The sequence below is a fragment of the Paraburkholderia sp. 35.1 genome (genome assembly GCF_050436525.1).
Taxonomy (GTDB): domain Bacteria; phylum Pseudomonadota; class Gammaproteobacteria; order Burkholderiales; family Burkholderiaceae; genus Paraburkholderia; species Paraburkholderia tuberum.
The window spans coordinates 1175902-1191716 of sequence record NZ_JBNDMJ010000001.1 but is presented as its reverse complement, the minus strand read 5'-3'; the positions used below and the strand labels follow the sequence as shown (position 1 = coordinate 1191716).

Annotated in this window: 14 protein-coding genes and 2 pseudogenes; 7 read left to right on the top strand and 9 right to left on the bottom strand. The window is 60.1% G+C overall.

The window, feature by feature from the left end; genetic code table 11:
• The first annotated feature begins 50 nt into the window (after nucleotides 1-50).
• From OKW27_RS05730 to OKW27_RS05720, 3 genes are read left to right on the top strand one after another with little or no spacing between them, the layout of a single operon-like run.
• Nucleotides 51-1313: a site-specific integrase gene (locus OKW27_RS05730; protein WP_429332804.1), complete on the top strand. Its 1263-nt coding sequence runs from the start codon at nucleotides 51-53 to the stop codon at nucleotides 1311-1313.
• A complete protein-coding gene (locus tag OKW27_RS05725) occupies nucleotides 1306-2289 on the top strand; it encodes a tyrosine-type recombinase/integrase (protein ID WP_090812759.1) in 984 nt (327 codons plus the stop codon). The genes OKW27_RS05730 and OKW27_RS05725 overlap by 8 nt, the downstream gene beginning before the upstream one ends.
• Nucleotides 2286-3296, top strand: a complete 1011-nt coding sequence (locus tag OKW27_RS05720) for a site-specific integrase (RefSeq protein WP_090812760.1) — start codon at nucleotides 2286-2288, stop codon at nucleotides 3294-3296. Before OKW27_RS05725 ends, OKW27_RS05720 begins: the two co-directional genes overlap by 4 nt.
• Nucleotides 3297-3389: 93 nt before the next feature.
• Here OKW27_RS05720 and OKW27_RS05715 read toward each other — a convergent pair whose 3' ends face one another.
• Complete coding sequence (locus OKW27_RS05715) at nucleotides 3390-4088, bottom strand: tyrosine-type recombinase/integrase (RefSeq protein WP_429332803.1); 699 nt, start codon at nucleotides 4086-4088, stop codon at nucleotides 3390-3392.
• Between the two features lie 643 nt (nucleotides 4089-4731).
• Here OKW27_RS05715 and OKW27_RS05710 point away from each other — a divergent pair.
• A complete protein-coding gene (locus tag OKW27_RS05710; protein WP_429332802.1) occupies nucleotides 4732-6411 on the top strand; it encodes an ABC-F family ATP-binding cassette domain-containing protein in 1680 nt (559 codons plus the stop codon).
• A 365-nt stretch (nucleotides 6412-6776) separates the two neighbouring features.
• Here OKW27_RS05710 and OKW27_RS05705 read toward each other — a convergent pair whose 3' ends face one another.
• On the bottom strand, nucleotides 6777-7403 hold the full coding sequence (locus OKW27_RS05705; protein WP_429332801.1) for a hypothetical protein: 627 nt from the start codon (nucleotides 7401-7403) through the stop codon (nucleotides 6777-6779).
• Between the two features lie 142 nt (nucleotides 7404-7545).
• Here OKW27_RS05705 and OKW27_RS05700 point away from each other — a divergent pair, with 142 nt between their 5' ends.
• A complete protein-coding gene (locus OKW27_RS05700) occupies nucleotides 7546-8685 on the top strand; it encodes a P-loop ATPase, Sll1717 family (protein WP_429332859.1) in 1140 nt (379 codons plus the stop codon).
• Nucleotides 8686-8914: 229 nt separating this feature from the next.
• On the opposite strand, the pseudogene OKW27_RS05695 reads toward OKW27_RS05700, so the two are convergent.
• From OKW27_RS05695 to OKW27_RS05675, 5 genes and pseudogenes are all read right to left on the bottom strand, one after another.
• Nucleotides 8915-9205: pseudogene (locus OKW27_RS05695) on the bottom strand (PA4780 family RIO1-like protein kinase); the annotation flags it as partial.
• 188 nt (nucleotides 9206-9393) lie between these two features.
• Entirely contained in the window at nucleotides 9394-9606 is a 213-nt protein-coding gene (gene rpsU / locus OKW27_RS05690; protein ID WP_090812766.1) for a 30S ribosomal protein S21, read from the bottom strand.
• A 697-nt stretch (nucleotides 9607-10303) separates the two neighbouring features.
• Nucleotides 10304-10525, bottom strand: coding sequence for a DUF6723 family protein (locus OKW27_RS05685; RefSeq protein WP_184040877.1), 222 nt, complete (start codon nucleotides 10523-10525; stop codon nucleotides 10304-10306).
• A gap of 49 nt (nucleotides 10526-10574) precedes the next feature.
• Nucleotides 10575-10859: a hypothetical protein gene (locus OKW27_RS05680; RefSeq protein ID WP_429332800.1), complete on the bottom strand. Its 285-nt coding sequence runs from the start codon at nucleotides 10857-10859 to the stop codon at nucleotides 10575-10577.
• A 206-nt stretch (nucleotides 10860-11065) separates the two neighbouring features.
• A pseudogene (locus OKW27_RS05675) lies at nucleotides 11066-11170 on the bottom strand (IS6 family transposase); the annotation flags it as partial.
• 32 nt (nucleotides 11171-11202) lie between these two features.
• Here OKW27_RS05675 and OKW27_RS05670 point away from each other — a divergent pair.
• Together OKW27_RS05670 and OKW27_RS05665 are read left to right on the top strand one after the other, a co-directional pair.
• A complete protein-coding gene (locus OKW27_RS05670) occupies nucleotides 11203-11442 on the top strand; it encodes a type II toxin-antitoxin system RelE/ParE family toxin (RefSeq protein ID WP_429332799.1) in 240 nt (79 codons plus the stop codon).
• Nucleotides 11443-11460: 18 nt separating this feature from the next.
• Nucleotides 11461-12570, top strand: a complete 1110-nt coding sequence (locus tag OKW27_RS05665; protein WP_429332798.1) for an oxidoreductase — start codon at nucleotides 11461-11463, stop codon at nucleotides 12568-12570.
• A 227-nt stretch (nucleotides 12571-12797) separates the two neighbouring features.
• Here the strand turns inward: OKW27_RS05665 and hydA are convergent, their stop codons facing one another.
• Nucleotides 12798-14255, bottom strand: a complete 1458-nt coding sequence (gene hydA, locus OKW27_RS05660; RefSeq protein ID WP_429332797.1) for a dihydropyrimidinase — start codon at nucleotides 14253-14255, stop codon at nucleotides 12798-12800.
• A 42-nt stretch (nucleotides 14256-14297) separates the two neighbouring features.
• Nucleotides 14298-15800, bottom strand: coding sequence for an NCS1 family nucleobase:cation symporter-1 (locus OKW27_RS05655; protein ID WP_429332796.1), 1503 nt, complete (start codon nucleotides 15798-15800; stop codon nucleotides 14298-14300).
• Between the last annotated feature and the right edge of the window lie 15 nt (nucleotides 15801-15815).

Here is a 15815-nt window from a genome sequence, read left to right as displayed (position 1 = left end):
ATGATGGGCTCCTGGCGGCCATCGGGATCGCCTTTGTGAGGAGCTCGATCATGGAGAAGTCAACCCATCAAGTTTCAAGCCACCTGCCGTTGCAGCAGTTCGTTGCTGGTGCCGTGGGCGAACTGGAGAGGCTTCATTACAGCAGACGAACGCTCGCGCGCTATCGCGCAGTCTGGCGACATCTCATCGCGTTTTGTCACGAGATGAGCCTGGAAGATCAGTATTCGTACGAGCTGGCTGAACAGTTTCGCACTGCGTATCAGATGTATGAGGGTGAGTGCCTGAACTCACGGCAGGGGTGGCGACGGCATATCGTGTTTGCCCTCAAGGTTCTGGAGGATTTTGCGCGTGACGGACACATTGAGCGTACCGTCACCGACATGCAGAAGATCCAGGTCCCGGCGCCCATGAGCACGACATTGCGCGACTATGAACTGTACTGTCGAGATCGTCGTCATCTTCGCACAACGACCCTTCGCGAGCGGATGCGGGAGATCGCGATATTCGCGGATTTCCTTGGTTCAAGGAATATCACGTTTTTTGACCAGATGCCGCCGGCCGATCTCTGCGCATTTGTGACCTCGCAACATCGCCTGGCGGCCAAGTCCGTCTCACGGATCGTTTCCGATGTGCGTGGTTTTCTGCGCTTTCTTCTGCTGCGAGGAATTCTGCAGCAGGATCTCAGCCATGTATTGCCGGTGGTCCACGTTCCCCGCGATGCGACTGTTCCATCGGTCTGGGATCCGGAACTTGTGATCAGGTTGCTCGAAGTCGTCGATAGAACCTCGCCCAAAGGCAAGCGCGATTACGCGATCCTTCTGCTTGCCTGTCGCCTCGGATTGAGAGCGAGCGACATTCGGACACTAACCATCGACGATCTGAAGTGGGAAACGGCCACAATAGAGGTTAAGCAGTCGAAGACCCTCGCACCTCTTTGTTTGCCATTACCGGAAGAAGTCGGCGAAGCCCTGATTGACTATCTGAGATCGGGCCGTCCTCAATCGGGTCATCGAGAAGTGTTTCTCACGTTGAATGCGCCTTTCCAACCCTTCTGGGAGGCTACTAACCTGCATCACATCGTCAAGCATTGGAAGGCCCTCGCCGGGATTCGTTTCCGGACTCCACAACGCCATGGTTTGCACTCGCTACGCCACACACTCGCGACACGACTGCTTCATGAACAGACGCCGTTTCAAGTCATCAGCGACATCCTGGGGCATGCGACGACGGCCTCGACGTTGATCTACGCGAAGACCGACGTGGAAACCCTGCGCACTGCCGCGTTGAACACCGAGGAGATGCGCCATGTCTAGTAGCGCATTCAAGGGGCAGTTCCGGAGCGTTGTCGGCTCACTTATGGAACAGTTCGTCCAAGAGAAACGGGCGTGTGGTTATCGATATGATGAGCAAGCCCGCTTGCTGGCATGCTTTGACCGCTTCCTGAGCGATGAAGCGCTATCCGAATGCGTGCTGCCGCGCTCGATCAGCCGCAAGTGGCTCGCCAAACAGCCCCACGAGAGTAAGAGCACCCACGATCATCGTATCTGCGCAGTTCGCCAATTTTCCCTGTTCATGTGCCGGCTGGGATATTCTGCTGACGTGCCGGATCGATCGCTGACGGCAAAGCGCTCTGACAGTTTCTCGCCACGCATTCTGACCCACGCCGAGATTCAGCGGCTGTTCCAGGCGGCTGACCAGCTTACACCGACCGCACGATCCCCAATGCGGCATCTCATTATGCCGGAAGTGCTCCGGCTCCTGTATGGCTGCGGCCTGAGGGTGGGCGAGGTGCTGCACCTGCGCGTGGCCGACGTTGACCTTGTTCGGGGAATCCTGACGGTGCGTGAGGGCAAATTTCGAAAGGACAGGCTCGTTCCCCCAGCCTTGCCCCTGGTACAGCGCCTTCGAACCTACGCGCAAGTCATGGGCGATCGCCCGTCCGATGCCTACTTCTTCCCTTCGCCATCCGACGGCCCGTTGAGCCACCCAGCCGTCTACTGGCTGTACCGGGAGCTGCTGTTGCGCTGCGGGGTCCCGCATGCCGGCAGGGGCAAGGGGCCGCGCTTACATGATCTGAGACATGTTTTTGCCGTCCATGCGTTGCTGCGGTGGTGCCAGGAGGGAGCCGACCTCAATGCGAAGCTCCCGGTGCTGGCGACCTACATGGGCCATCGCTCCCTCGCTGGAACGCAGCGCTATTTGCATCTGATCGCCGAGCTGTTTCCGGAGATCACGGCGCGCACCAGCGCTGCCTTCGGTGATGTCATCCCGCGGAGGAACGGATCATGAAACCGACGGATTTCTCCGTGCTCGTGACCAGCTTCCTGACGCACCATCTGGCCGCGCAGCGCAACCTAAGCCCCAACACGATCAAGGCCTATCGCGACGTGTTCACCCTGCTGCTGCGATTCTGTCGAGACGTGCAGGGAATCGCACTGGAGCGTCTGTCTCTGGCACAGATCGACGTACCGCTGGTCGAGGCATTCCTTGATCACCTGGCCAATGACCGGCACGTTTCGGTCAGCACACTGAATCATCGTCTCGCGGCGTTGCACGCGTTCTTCCGATACGTACAATCGGAAGAACCCGAGCGCCTGCTCCAGTGTCAGCAGATCCTCGCGATCCCGCTACGGCGACAGCCGCGCGCCAGTGTCGGTTACCTCTCCAAGGAATACCTTGCACAGCTTCTCGCACAACCGGACCTGCATACGTCTGAGGGCCGCCGGGATGCAGTGATGTTGAGCGTACTTTATGATACCGGTGCCCGGGTACAGGAGTTGATTGACCTGAACGCCGGGGACGTGCGCGTGGATCCTCCATCGCAGGTGCGGCTCATGGGAAAGGGCCGAAAGCTGCGCGCCGTGCCCCTGATGGACTCGACCGTCGAACTGCTACGCCAGTATCGACGCGATAACAACCTCGATCGCCCTGAACATGCCGACAAACCACTCTTCCAGAACCGGCAAGGCACACGGTTATCGCGCTCGGGTGTGCGTTATCTTCTGCAAAAGTATGTGATTCCTGTACGGCGAAGTCACCCCGAATTCACGCAGCGGGTGAGTCCTCACAGCCTGAGGCACACAAAGGGAATGCACTTGCTGCAAAGTGGCGTCCCGCTCGAGATCATCCGCGACTTCCTGGGGCACGTCGATGTGAAGACAACTGAGATCTATGCTCGCGCAAATCTTGAGATGAAGCGCAAGGCTCTCGAGAAAGCCACCGACGGTGCACCGCTTCCAAAGATCCCATCCTGGCAGCAGAACAAAACGCTGCTCGAATGGCTGCATTCGCTGTAGGACTGCGGAGGTTACGCACGCCGTTTTTTGGAATGCGGGCCTCCACATCCTGCCCAAACTTTTATGTAGAGTTCCGACGACGGGAAACCTTTGCTATCGCGAGCGGGATTCAACACTGCACATAACAACTTTCGGCCGGTAATACCGCGCCGTGGTCGCCATGCTGCGATGTCCCATCAGCAACTGGATCCGGCGGACATCGGCACCGGTTTCGAGCAGGTGCGTGGCGAACGCGTGCCTCAGCGAATGGGGTGTAACGGGTTTCGTGATGCCGCTACGCTCACGTGCAAGCTGGCATGCGTCGCCCACGGCATGGCGGCTGATGGGCCGCCCCGGAATGCTGCCTGGAAAGAGCCAGTCCCGCGGGTGGGCGTCCTGCCAGTACAGTCGCAGGACCTCAAGCAGACGCGGCGAGAGCATTACGTAGCGGTCCTTACGGCCTTTGCCCTGACAGACACGGATCATCATCCGCTGGCTGTCGATATCGGTGACCTTCAGATGCACGACTTCGGAGACACGCAGGCCGGCCGCATAGGCCGTCATCAGGATGGCACGCTGCTTCAGGCTGGGAATCGACTCGAAGAAACGCGTGACTTCATCGAAGCTGAGGATGACCGGAAGCTTCACGGGCCGCCTAGGCAAGGGAAAGTCCTCGTCGCTCCAGTCGCGTCTGAGCGAGATTCGATACAGGAAGCGCAGCGCGCCGACGGCCAGTTGCACGCTCGCTGGCGCTAGCTTGCGTTCGTTGGTCAGGTGGATGATCCAGGCTCGAATCTCGTCGGGGCCGAGCACCTCCGGTGAACGCTAGAAGTGTCGGGCGAAACCGGAAACCTGCACGAGATAGGTCTTCTGCGTGTTGAGCGCAAGGTTGCGGATCTGCATGTCGTGCAGCATGCGTTGGCGCAGCGGCGTCATGGCGAGCCTCCTGGAACAGTGGATCGAATGCCCGGTCGGGCATCTCTATCCGGCTCCTGGTGGCCTTCTCGCCAATTCGCTGTGGTTTGGCATCAGGTAACCGCACGAGGCGAACGCGAGGCACTGACCCTTGCTCTCCTCCCACTACCGCGTCAGCGGTTTAGTACAATCCAATCTATTGACTGCAGTCAATAGGCTGGAAAGCACCGTTCGATATCTCGGGACTGAGGTCGACGATGCCCTCGAAATATCTGAGCAAACTGAAATCTGACATCGGGACGTGGCTGCGCGACAGGTTGCTCGCCGCCAGCCGCGCATGCGCCACGGCTAAACCGCGCTTTTCGACCAATATCCGTCATCCGCCGCTAAGTTCGCTGGCTCCGTAGCTGGAACGCCCGATGCGCCATGGCCTACCTCGCTTTGTTGCCGGTGGGCGCCGCAAAGCGCAAGCGGCTCAGAAAAGAGACAGCCCTGCACGTCCGGTCGGCTATCATGCCAATCCTCTCCGAAGTAGCCCCTTATGATTTCCGTCCGTAATCTCACGCTGCGCCGCGGCGTTAATGTCGTACTCGACAGCGCCTCCGTCACCTTCGCCCCCGGCGAAAAAATTGGTCTTGTCGGCCGCAATGGCGCCGGTAAGTCGTCTTTCTTCGGCCTTCTCAACGGCACGCTGCACGAAGACGGCGGCGAGTTCTCGATTCCCGCTGCGTGGAAGATGGGCCAGGTCGCGCAGGAGATGCCGGAGACCGAGCAGAGCGCGACGGACTTCGTAATCGAGGGTGACACCGTACTGTTGGCCGCACAGGCCGAAGCAGCCGCCGCCGAAGCCAGCGACGACGGCATGCGCATGGCCCACGCCTATATGGCCCTGCACGACGCCGGTGCACACGATGCCCCCGCACGCGCCCAAGCGCTGATCCTGGGCCTCGGCTTCAGTGCTGCGCAGCTTAGCCAGCCGGTCAACAGTTTCTCCGGCGGCTGGCGCATGCGACTGCAACTGGCGCGCGCGCTCATGTGCCCGTCCGATCTGCTGCTGCTCGACGAGCCGACCAATCACCTCGACCTCGACGCGCTGGTCTGGCTGGAAGCCTGGCTCAAGCGCTATCAGGGAACCCTGGTAGTGATCAGCCACGATCGCGAGTTCCTCGACGCGGTGACGCAAGTGACGGTGCACGTCGACAACGCCAAGCTCGTGCGTTATGGCGGCAACTACAGCAAGTTCGAAGACATGCGCGCTGAGCAGCTCGTGTTGCAGCAGGCCGCGGTGGCCAGGCAGGCGGACAAGATCGCTCACCTGCAAAAATTCATCGACCGTTTCAAGGCCAAGGCCTCGAAGGCGAAACAGGCGCAGAGCCGGGTCAAGGCGCTCGAACGCATGGAGAAGATCGCACCGGTGCTTGCCGACGCGGAGTTCAACTTCGAGTTCAAGGAGCCCCTCAACATCCCGAACCCGCTGTTGTCGATGCTGGACACAAGCTTCGGCTACCCCGCGCCGACCGGCGCACTGCCGGGCACGCCGCCCACAATCATCGTGCGGGGCATCAACCGATCCGTACTGGCCGGGCAGCGGATCGGCATCCTCGGTGCCAACGGCCAAGGCAAGTCCACGCTGGTGAAGACGGTGGTGCACGCGCTAGCGCCGATTGCCGGCGAAATCAGCGAAGGCAAAGGCCTGAACATCGGCTACTTCGCACAGCAGGAGCTCGACGTGCTGCGCCCGCTTGACACGCCGATGGAACACATGATCCGCCTTGCAAGGGACACGCCGGCTCACTTGCGCGCCCCCGGCCAGAGTGGAACCGAACAATCGCTTCGCACCTTCCTCGGCACTTTCAACTTCAGTGGCGACACGGTCCATCAGGCGGTTAGCACTATGAGCGGCGGCGAAAAGGCGCGGCTCGTGTTGTGCATGATCGTGTGGCAGCGCCCCAACCTGCTGCTGCTCGACGAGCCTACCAACCACCTCGACCTGGCCACACGCGAAGCGCTAGCCATGGCGCTCAACGAATTCGAGGGCACGGTGATGCTGGTCAGTCACGACCGGGCCCTGCTGCGCGCGGTATGTGATGAGTTCTGGCTGGTCACGGGGGGCGGCGTCGAGCCCTTCGACGGCGATCTGGACGATTACCAGCAGTTCCTGCGCGACGAAGCCCGTCGCATGCGCGAGCAGGCTGCCGCGGAGCAGAAGGTCATCGCCTGAGTTACCTCCAGGCGGGCGGCGGGCGTTGCATGGCAGGCGAAGCGCGGACGTTCGCCAACGTCTTCAGCATGCGTGCGGACAGGCCGCGCTCCAATGCAAGATTCGGCCAAAGCCGCCGGTCGCCGATCAGCCGCTGTGCGGCGGCTCAACGTCGCTTCACTGACGTTCAAAACGGGTACGGGTCAACGTCGACATTCGCAAATGCGAATGAGTCATTTCGACCCCAATCAGCCGCTCGACACGATGGGCCGGCAACGGCCATTTCTAGGGGCGGAGCCGACGTTCGAATGCCCCTCGACGCCCTTATCGAGCATCTCCAGAAAGCTGATCAGGCTGGTGACGGAACACCGTGTTTCTCTTCGCCGTCAAGCCCTTTGGCAACGCCGTCTTTCAAGAACGCCGGCGATGATTGGCAATAGGTGTTCGGGTGTCGGGCGGCCATGCGGGCCTGGTCCGGGTCGCCTGTTTAATTGGTGCATACCTGGACCGTAGCAGTCTAACTCCCGGATGAAAGCGGTCTCGACCTCATCAATTTCGTGAGGTCCTGCATTACACAGCAGGGTGCACACAACTCTTCGACCACCCAGAACGGCATCGCGCAAAGCTTCATGAACCGCACGCCCCTTGATGCCGGCTAATACCTGAGCCGTTCGCTTGGCGTAATGTTGTAACCGTCGCTTGCTGTCGAAGGATTGGCCAACATAGCTGCTTACCTGGACACCGTCCGCGTTCAGGATTTCAAAGAAGTAGATCAGACCCGTTGAGCAGTCTACGTCGTTGGTTCGATATTCAAACGTCGGAATCTCTAGCTGAGACAACGCTCTGCGCTGTGCGGCACCGGCGAGCGACCCCGCGTCCTTCGCCGATTCGATTACAGAAGAGCCGAACACCTCGTCGCCGTCATCTTCCGGCACGCCTTCCTCGAAACGCAGGATTTCCTCAGCTACAGCCTCGGCAAACGTTTCTGCGTCTAACATTTCGCCGGAACGCACCAAGGCGTCCGAAGAGTTCGAGAAGGAAGCGAATACCTACGTCGTCAACATTGTGCCGACTTACGCAATGATTCGCAGCATCATCAACTCGGAAGAACTAGCCAAAGACTTCGGCACCGAGTTGTTCTTTTAGCGCACTTGGATCAGGAAAATTTTACTGGACTGCCTCGCTATCGCAGGGGAAGACGCGAAGTACACGTTCGCCCGCGGCAGCTTCGAGTTCGCCAGAGGCGTTGCACGAGAGATTCGGAAGTCGTCGATGGACATTGCGGAGAACATCACTGAAATTCTCACGTCGATCAAGGCGAAAGCTGGAAAGCTGGGCGAGTTCGGACTTGTCCTTGAGAAGGAGCTTCGGGCGGCCGCGGAAGCGGATGCTTTGGAACATCACACGTCCGAGATTGCAAAAACAGGCAAACAGTTTGTCGTTCTCATAGACGATCTTGACCAAGGGTGGGATAACTCTGAACTCGCCAACAACCTTCTGCTAGGCCTGCTGTCTGCGTCCGCGTACATCTCCGCCAAGATTCCGAACCTGTACTGCTGCGTTTTCCTTCGCGAGGACGTCTACTCGATCCTTGTTTCTAAGACGCAGCATGCAGACAAGTATCGGAACATTGAACGGATCAAGTGGGACAGGAACGGGCTCATCTCCATCCTTAACGAACGTATCGCTTATAACCGACGCGAGCATGAGGCCGAGCCAGCGATAGATCTTTTTCATTCGGTCTTTCCCGAGATGGTTGGAACCACCTACGCTGACAACTGGTTGATCGAAAGGACTCTGTCTCGCCCTCGCGAGCTGATACAGCTTGCGCGTAACTACACAAAGTCTGTGAGCGATGACAAGCCGAGCGACACGGCGCTAAAGAACTCAGAGATCATCTACTCGTCATGGAAGCTGCAAGACGTGTGCAGCGAGTACTCAAACCAGTACCCTAATCTCCTGACTTTGTTCAACACCTGGAAGGCCATTTTCAATCGACACAAATACTCTTATAAAAAGACAGAGATCGTCGATAAGTTGGAGACGCTTCTTTTGGAAGTCGCGATCAATGAAACGTGGCTGAACGAGATCATGTCTCACAAGCATCCCGAGATCGAGCTGCTTCTCGTACTTTACGAGATCGGAGTTGTTGGTGATTACGTCGCTGGGGGGTCTGGAGGCGGCGCGAAGGTCTATTACTCTTTTGCTGATACGCACGAACCACGTTTCGATGAGGTCCACTTCCATCCGTGTTTCAGGAAGGGTCCGAACATGGTAGAGCGCATCCGGAACTAGCGGGCGCGTTGTCTCGAATAGTGACTCACGCGCAGAGCATTCACTCGCCACACGAAGCAGTCGTCGATAAGGAGCGGCGACGTCGGCGACGCGTACGTCGGCTACATGGGGGCCCAACGGTCACTCGACTGGCCCCCATTCCGATGCGGCGAACGACAGTTTGTGGCCGAGCGGCGACATCCTCGAAGACCTTCACATTCGGACGATCTTCGGGGGACATTGAGCATGGTTACCGGCCTGCGCTCAGTTCCTGCTGTCGCCGCACTCGCGCGTCCTCCTCAAAACGTGTCTCTTCGAGTTCCTGCGGCACGCCATCGAGGTCCACACGTCGCGTGTCGACCTCGATGCGGCCGGTCAGTTCGGCATCGACATGCAGCCGGCCTGCTTCGAAGAGCGTCCAGATCTCCGTGCCATAATTTGCGGTGAGTATTTGCGGGGCAAATCGCCCGAAGTACGCGGCCAGGTTGTCGACGTCACGCTTGAGCATCGAGGCGGCTTCATTGTTGCCGGCTGCGTCGACGAGCCCGGCGGACAGCACCCGATCCGAAGCTGTCTATCGATCGCAGAAGATCAAGTGGCCGGTATGCGAAGGCGGATTCAACCGGCCACTGGGTGCAGATCAGAGCCGGTTCCCCATGCGGAGGTTACGCGGGACGCCTGCCTGGGCACTAGACGGCCGCTTCAGCATAGCTGCCCGGCAGTTCCCGGTCAGTACCGCTTTTTCGGCGGCAACGACCGTTTGATCTGCTTGCGCAGGCGTGCCGCTGCAGCAGCTTTTTTGCGCTTGCGTTCTGCGGTAGGTTTTTCGTAGGCTGTCCGGGCACGAAGCTCCGGAATCAAGCCGGTGCGCTCGATCGCGCGACGGAAACGGCGTATTGCAACTTCCACGGGCTCGTCGGGTTTCAGAATTACGGTAGTCAATTTTTTCCTTGGTTGAGCGCTCGCCGGGTAACTGCTGCCGCGGCAGGCGCACTATGAAGACATCTCTTGTTCGTCCGATCTCACCTCGATCGTGCCACCGTGTGCCGCGGCTATTTAGCAGCGCTCGTGGCACTGCAAGATCACCGACGCTTCGAAGCCTCCTTCTTCAGCTTCTTCGCGTCCTTCTTTTCCTTCGGCGTCCTCGTGGCGACTTTCTTTTCCGTCTTCTTGGCGTCATGGGCTTTGCTCACGATGGCCTCCTTTTATGTCGAATTTGACAGTGTACGACGCAACGCCCCTTTCGGCAGGCATGGGTTGACTCGAAAATACGCCGAGGCGCTCGCAATTAGGTCGCGTGCCTGCCGCACGGTTGCCCGGCCGGTCGACATAAAGCGGGACTGAAATCAACGTGGAAGCACCGAGGTTCGCCGGATCGACGTGCGGTTCGATTTCGATGCGGTTAGGGTAATGGCCGCTCGGCTCGTCAATGAGGACGTGCTGGCTCGTCACGAAGAATAGTCGCCTCTCTCGGGAAGAAAAAACCGCTCGGGCTCGTCACCATCGTATCCTGCGGAACGTATGCAATCGTATAGCCGTTAGCAGCATTGAGAATCCATGAAATTTTCCTGCCCGTTTGGCCTTATCTCGATGCAACCCGAAAAGCGTAATCGGCGGCTCTCGACGGTGGTCCCTCAGATCACTCTGGAACCGCAATATCGCCCTTCACGAGTTGCCAGCCGTACACCTCGGCAAAATTCTTCGCGCTCTGTGGATCGTCGAATAGAGGCATGTCCGGGCAACCGCAAAACGGATAGATAACCCGCTTGTCGTAAAGGCGGGTCACCTTCAAGGTCGGAACGGCGCCATTTATCGTCCGGCGGGACGAGGCGACGACCTCATAGTTCTTCTCGCCTAGCATAGATGCTGCATTCACGTTTCCTCGCGCATTGGACCGTATCGCCGTTCGCTCATAGATCACGCATAGACTGCCCGTCAACCTCGCCATCAATCAGGCGCTCCGCATAGTCGTTGGATGCCATGCGCGCCTCGCCCGCATCGCCAAACGGCGCACGATGTGGGATCCGAAATACGCGGCTGGCCGTCAGTGTGTCGTGGGTGCCTCGGCGGCATATCCTGACGGCAGCGTCAAAGCCGGCATCATAGTCGAATGACCCAACGGCCTCCCGGGGAATGTGGGAATAGACGAGGGGATAGATCTCCAACCCTCTGTAAGTTCTGACGTACTCGCTCATGATGTAGTCCAAAGGTGTGAGCCATGACGAGAAGTAGCCGGGGACCGCCCGGCGTGTGGCAAATGGGCGATTGCCGCAAACGAAATGGCGACGCAGCGCGCCGCGGAGTTCGGGATGGAGCAACTATCGCAGCGGCGCAGCTAGCGGAATCGGCGTCCGGAGAGGGAATATCGCTTCCTCTTGAACGAGGAGAGAGCTGACCAGCAGTAGACCCACACCGCGTAGCTGATGATGTCCGGCGGAAATCGATAGCCCTTGAACGAAATCGGCGCCTCGGCCGACAGCAAAACGGAAACGGAAGCTTTCTTCATGCCCCATTATATTCGTCGACCCCGGCGCCAACTTGACAATACCATCGACGCAACTGCAGGAAACGATCACGCACATTCGTCAGTTCCCCGCTAGCGGTCATGCGCCTGCCGAGCTTGAGGGCTTCTTCGAGGACGGTTTCCGGCAAGGACTTTCCGGCAAGAACTGGATCATTTATCAGGTCCGCGACGAGACCGTTTTCGTTCATCTCGTGGTCGACGCTCGACGCGACCTGCCCTCCCTCCTTCAGAGAATCGTGCTTCGGCTGATGTAACGGGGCAGGACGCCCGCCTTGCGTTTCACACGCATTACATGCGCGCGCTGCGCGCCCGACTCAGGAAGCCGCCGGACCCGTGCGAAACCCGAGAATGTCCAGCACATGCGGCGCGCGTGCAAGGGGTATGCTAATCAGCATTCTCTCCGGCTAACGGCCTTCCCTCGACAATCGCCAATGAACCAGAACAAACAATGGAGCATCGACGACATCACGCCTCAGCACGGCAGACGCGCCATCATCACGGGGGCCAACAGCGGCATCGGCTATCACGTCGCTGCAATACTGGCTCGCACAGGCGCGGAAGTCGTACTCGCCTGCCGTGACGAACAGCGCGGCGCCGATGCCCTGTCCCGTCTGCAGAGGGAACTGCCCGCCGCCCGATTGCGGCTTCAACGACTGGATCTCGCAAGCCTTGCTTCGGTGCGCGCCTTTTGCGATCGCGAACTCGCGCAATGCCGGCCGCTCGACATCCTCATCAATAATGCGGGCGTCATGGCGCCCCGCCGACGCCTCGAAACGGTCGACGGCTTCGAATTGCAGTTCGGCACCAATGTACTCGGGCATTTCGCCCTGACGCGCCTGCTGTTGCCTGCGCTCGAGATGGCGGCAGGAGCGTCTGCCGAGCGGCCGCGCGTGGTCACGGTTGCCTCTATCGCACACAAGACCGGGCGGCTCGACTTCGACGACCTTCAGGCAACCCGTCGTTACCGTCCGATGACCGCCTATCGACAGTCGAAGCTCGCCAACCTCATGTTCGCGTTCGAACTCGATCGCCGGTTGCGCGCCGCACGATCGCGCGTGATGTCCGTTGCCGCGCATCCCGGCGTCGCCAATACGAATCTGTTCCGTGCCGACCATTTTGCCGCAAGCCCGATCGTCCGCTCTGCGCTAGGCGGACTGATCGATATCTTGTTCAACAGTGACCAGACCGGCGCGCTTTCCACGCTCTATGCCGCAACCGCGGCCGATGTCGTCGACGGCGGCTACTATGGTCCGCTCGGATTGTTCGAAACACGTGGTCGAGTCGTGGGACCAGCGAACGTCGCCAGTCAGGCAAGAAACGGAACCGATGCAAGACGCCTCTGGCAGGCCTGTGAATCGCTGACTCGAACAGCGACCGGATAGCGCATGGATCGCGGAACGCGGGAAACACTAACCGCGAGATACGGATTACTCATTCAACCATGACCGCACCCCGGCTCGCGCTTTTCTTGTATCTGATCGCTCGATGGCGAACTCCGACGCAGATAAAAAGCGCCGACCGGTTTGCACTCGAACTACCGGGGCGCAACGCGAATCCTGTCGCGTCGAGCCCCCGATATCCCCTGCAGTGCCTCCACGCGTTGCCGTGTTTATTGTGGTGCGTCACCTTCGCGATGCACCGGCTGCGTCTGCTTCAGGCTCTTCGCGAGGCGCGAGGCCTGCAGATAGCCGGGATTCGCGGGCCGCTTCAGATAACGCCCGGCTCCGCGCCGCGCGCGCAGGTCGCCGTCCGCCCACACGAGTTCGCCTTGTGAGACGGTGTGTGTCGGCACGCCGCGAACCGTCATCCCTTCGAACACGTTGAAGTCCACGTTCTGATGATGCGTCTTGACCGATATCGCGCGCGTGGCCTCGGGATCCCAGACGACGAGATCGGCGTCGGCACCCACGGCCACCGTGCCCTTGCGCGGGTACAGGTTGAAGATTTGCGCCGCATTGGTGGAGGTGACGCGCACAAATTCGTTCGGCGTGAGCCGGCCGGTGTTCACACCTTGATCCCACAACACCGCCATGCGATCTTCCACGCCGCCGCAACCATTCGGAATTCTCGTGAAATCATGGCGGCCCATGGCTTTCTGCGAAGCGCAGAACACGCAGTGGTCGGTTGCGGTGGTGTGCAGCAGGCCGCCCTGAAGCCCGCGCCAGAGCGCGTCGCGATGCTCCTGGGTACGGAACGGCGGACTCATCACGTGGGCGGCGGCGCGCGTCCAGTCCGGGTCGCGATAGACCGACTCATCGATCACGAGATGCCCCGCGAGCACTTCGCCGAATACGCGCTGCCCTTCGCCGCGTGCGCGCGCGATCGCCTCGAGCGCGTCTTTCGCCGAGACATGCACGATGTACACCGGCACGCCGAGCACCTGCGCGATGCGGATAGCGCGATTCGCTGCCTCGCCTTCGACTTCGGGTGGCCGTGAAAGCGGATGCGCCTCGGGCCCCGTGAAACCGCGCGCAAGCAACTGGCGTTGCAACTGGAATACGAGCTCGCCGTTTTCCGCATGCACGGTAGGCAGCGCGCCCAGTTCGAGTGAGCGCGCAAAGCTGTTCACGAGAATCTCGTCGTCGGCCATGATGGCGTTCTTGTAGGCCATGAAGTGCTTGAAGCTCGATACGCCATGCTCGTTCACGAGGAGTCCCATGTCCCGATGCACGCTTTCATCCCACCACGTCACCGCCACGTGAAAGCCATAGTCGGAAGCGGCTTTCTCTGCCCAGCCGCGCCACTCGCGAAAGGCGTCCATCAGCGGTTGCTTCGGGTTGGGGATGACGAAGTCGATGATCGATGTCGTGCCGCCCGCAAGCCCCGCCGCCGTGCCCGTGTAGAAGTCGTCGCTGGCGGTCGTGCCCATGAAGGGCAGCTCCATATGCGTGTGCGGATCGATGCCGCCAGGCATCACATATTGGCCGCCGGCGTCGACCACGGTCGCGCCCGCAGGCGCGTCGAGGTTCTCGCCAACGCTCTGGATCACGCCGTGTTCGCAGAGCACGTCCGCACGCCAGCTCTTGTCTGCATTGACGACGGTGCCGCCTCGAATCAGGATCGCCATGATGCCAAGTCTCCTTCAGTTGAACATTCACGCTTGAAACGCTCACGCGCTCGCAACACGTGGGCGCCGGCTCTTGCCGAGCTTCATCATCACGCCATAGACGAGCGCCGCAATGGCGAGCCCCACGAACCACGCATAGGTGTAAATGCTTTTGAACGCATCGGGCACGGCGGCAAACGCATTCGGGAACGCGACATTGAGAAAGCCCGGCAGGTTCGGCAGCACGCCTGCGATCAGCGCGATCACGGCAGCCGGATTCCAGCCGTTCGAGTAGGCGTATTCGCCGTTTTCCTCGAACAGCTGGGCCGTGTCGAGGCGTGTGCTGCGAACGAGAAAGTAGTCGACCATCAGGACGCCGGCCACAGGCCCGAGCAGCGCCGAATAACCGACGAGCCACGTGAAGATGTAGCCCTGGGTGGTGGCAAGGATCTTCCACGGCATCATCACGATGGCGATACCCGCGGTGATGAGACCGCCCGTCTTGTACGAGATGCCCTTGGGCCAGAGGCTCGAGAAGTCGTAAGCTGGCCCGACGAGATTCGCGGCGAGATTGCAGCACATCGTGTCCAGTGTGAGGATGATGAGCGCGATGCCCACACCGACGCCCTCCATGCGACTCGTGAGGTCGATCGGGTCCCAGATCGCCCTTCCGTAAATCACAACCGTTGCCGAGGTCACGACCACGGAGACCACCGAGAGCAACGCCATCGGAATGGGCAGGCCGATGGCCTGGCCCACGAACTGGTCTTTTTGCGTTTTTGCGAAACGCGTGAAGTCGGGAATGTTGAGCGCGAGCGTGGCCCAGAAACCCACCATGGCCGTGAGGCTCGGCCAGAACGTCGCCCAGAAGAGGCCCGCCTTCTTGCCGCCGGCGGCGAACTGCGACGGTTGCGACAGCATCGAGCCCACGCCGCCTGCCTTCGAACATGCCCACCACACGAGCACTGCGCACATCACCACCTTGATGGGCGCGGACCAGCTTTCGAGCCAGCGGATCGAATCGGTGCCGTGCAGGATGAAGTACAGCTGGAACACCCAGAAGACGAGGAAGCAGCTAGCCTGTCCGATCGAAATGCCGAGCCACGGCAGTGCGTCGCCCACCAGCGCGTTGTGCGTGAGGATGTTGACGAGCGTGTAGATGGCGCTGCCGCCAAGCCATGATTGAATGCCGTACCAGCCGCACGCCACGACGGCGCGCAGCATGGCTGGCAGCTTCGCGCCCTGGGTGCCGAACGACGCTCGCACGAGCACCGCATAAGGAATGCCGTACTTCGTACCCGCATGACCGATCAGCAGCATCGGCATGAGCACGATCAGATTGCCGAGCAGCACGGTTAGCACGGCCTGCCATGGCGCCATGCCCTGCTCGGTAAGGCCGGCGGCGAGCATGTAGGAGGCAATGTTCATCACCATGCCTACCCATAGTGCCGCGAAGTGATACCAGCGCCATGTGCGCTGCGCAACGCCGGTGGGCGCGAGATCATCATTGTATAGCTCGCTTTCGGCGCGGCGCGCATTGGCGTCGACTGCAAAGGGCTGGCTCATGAGGTGGGTTCTCCG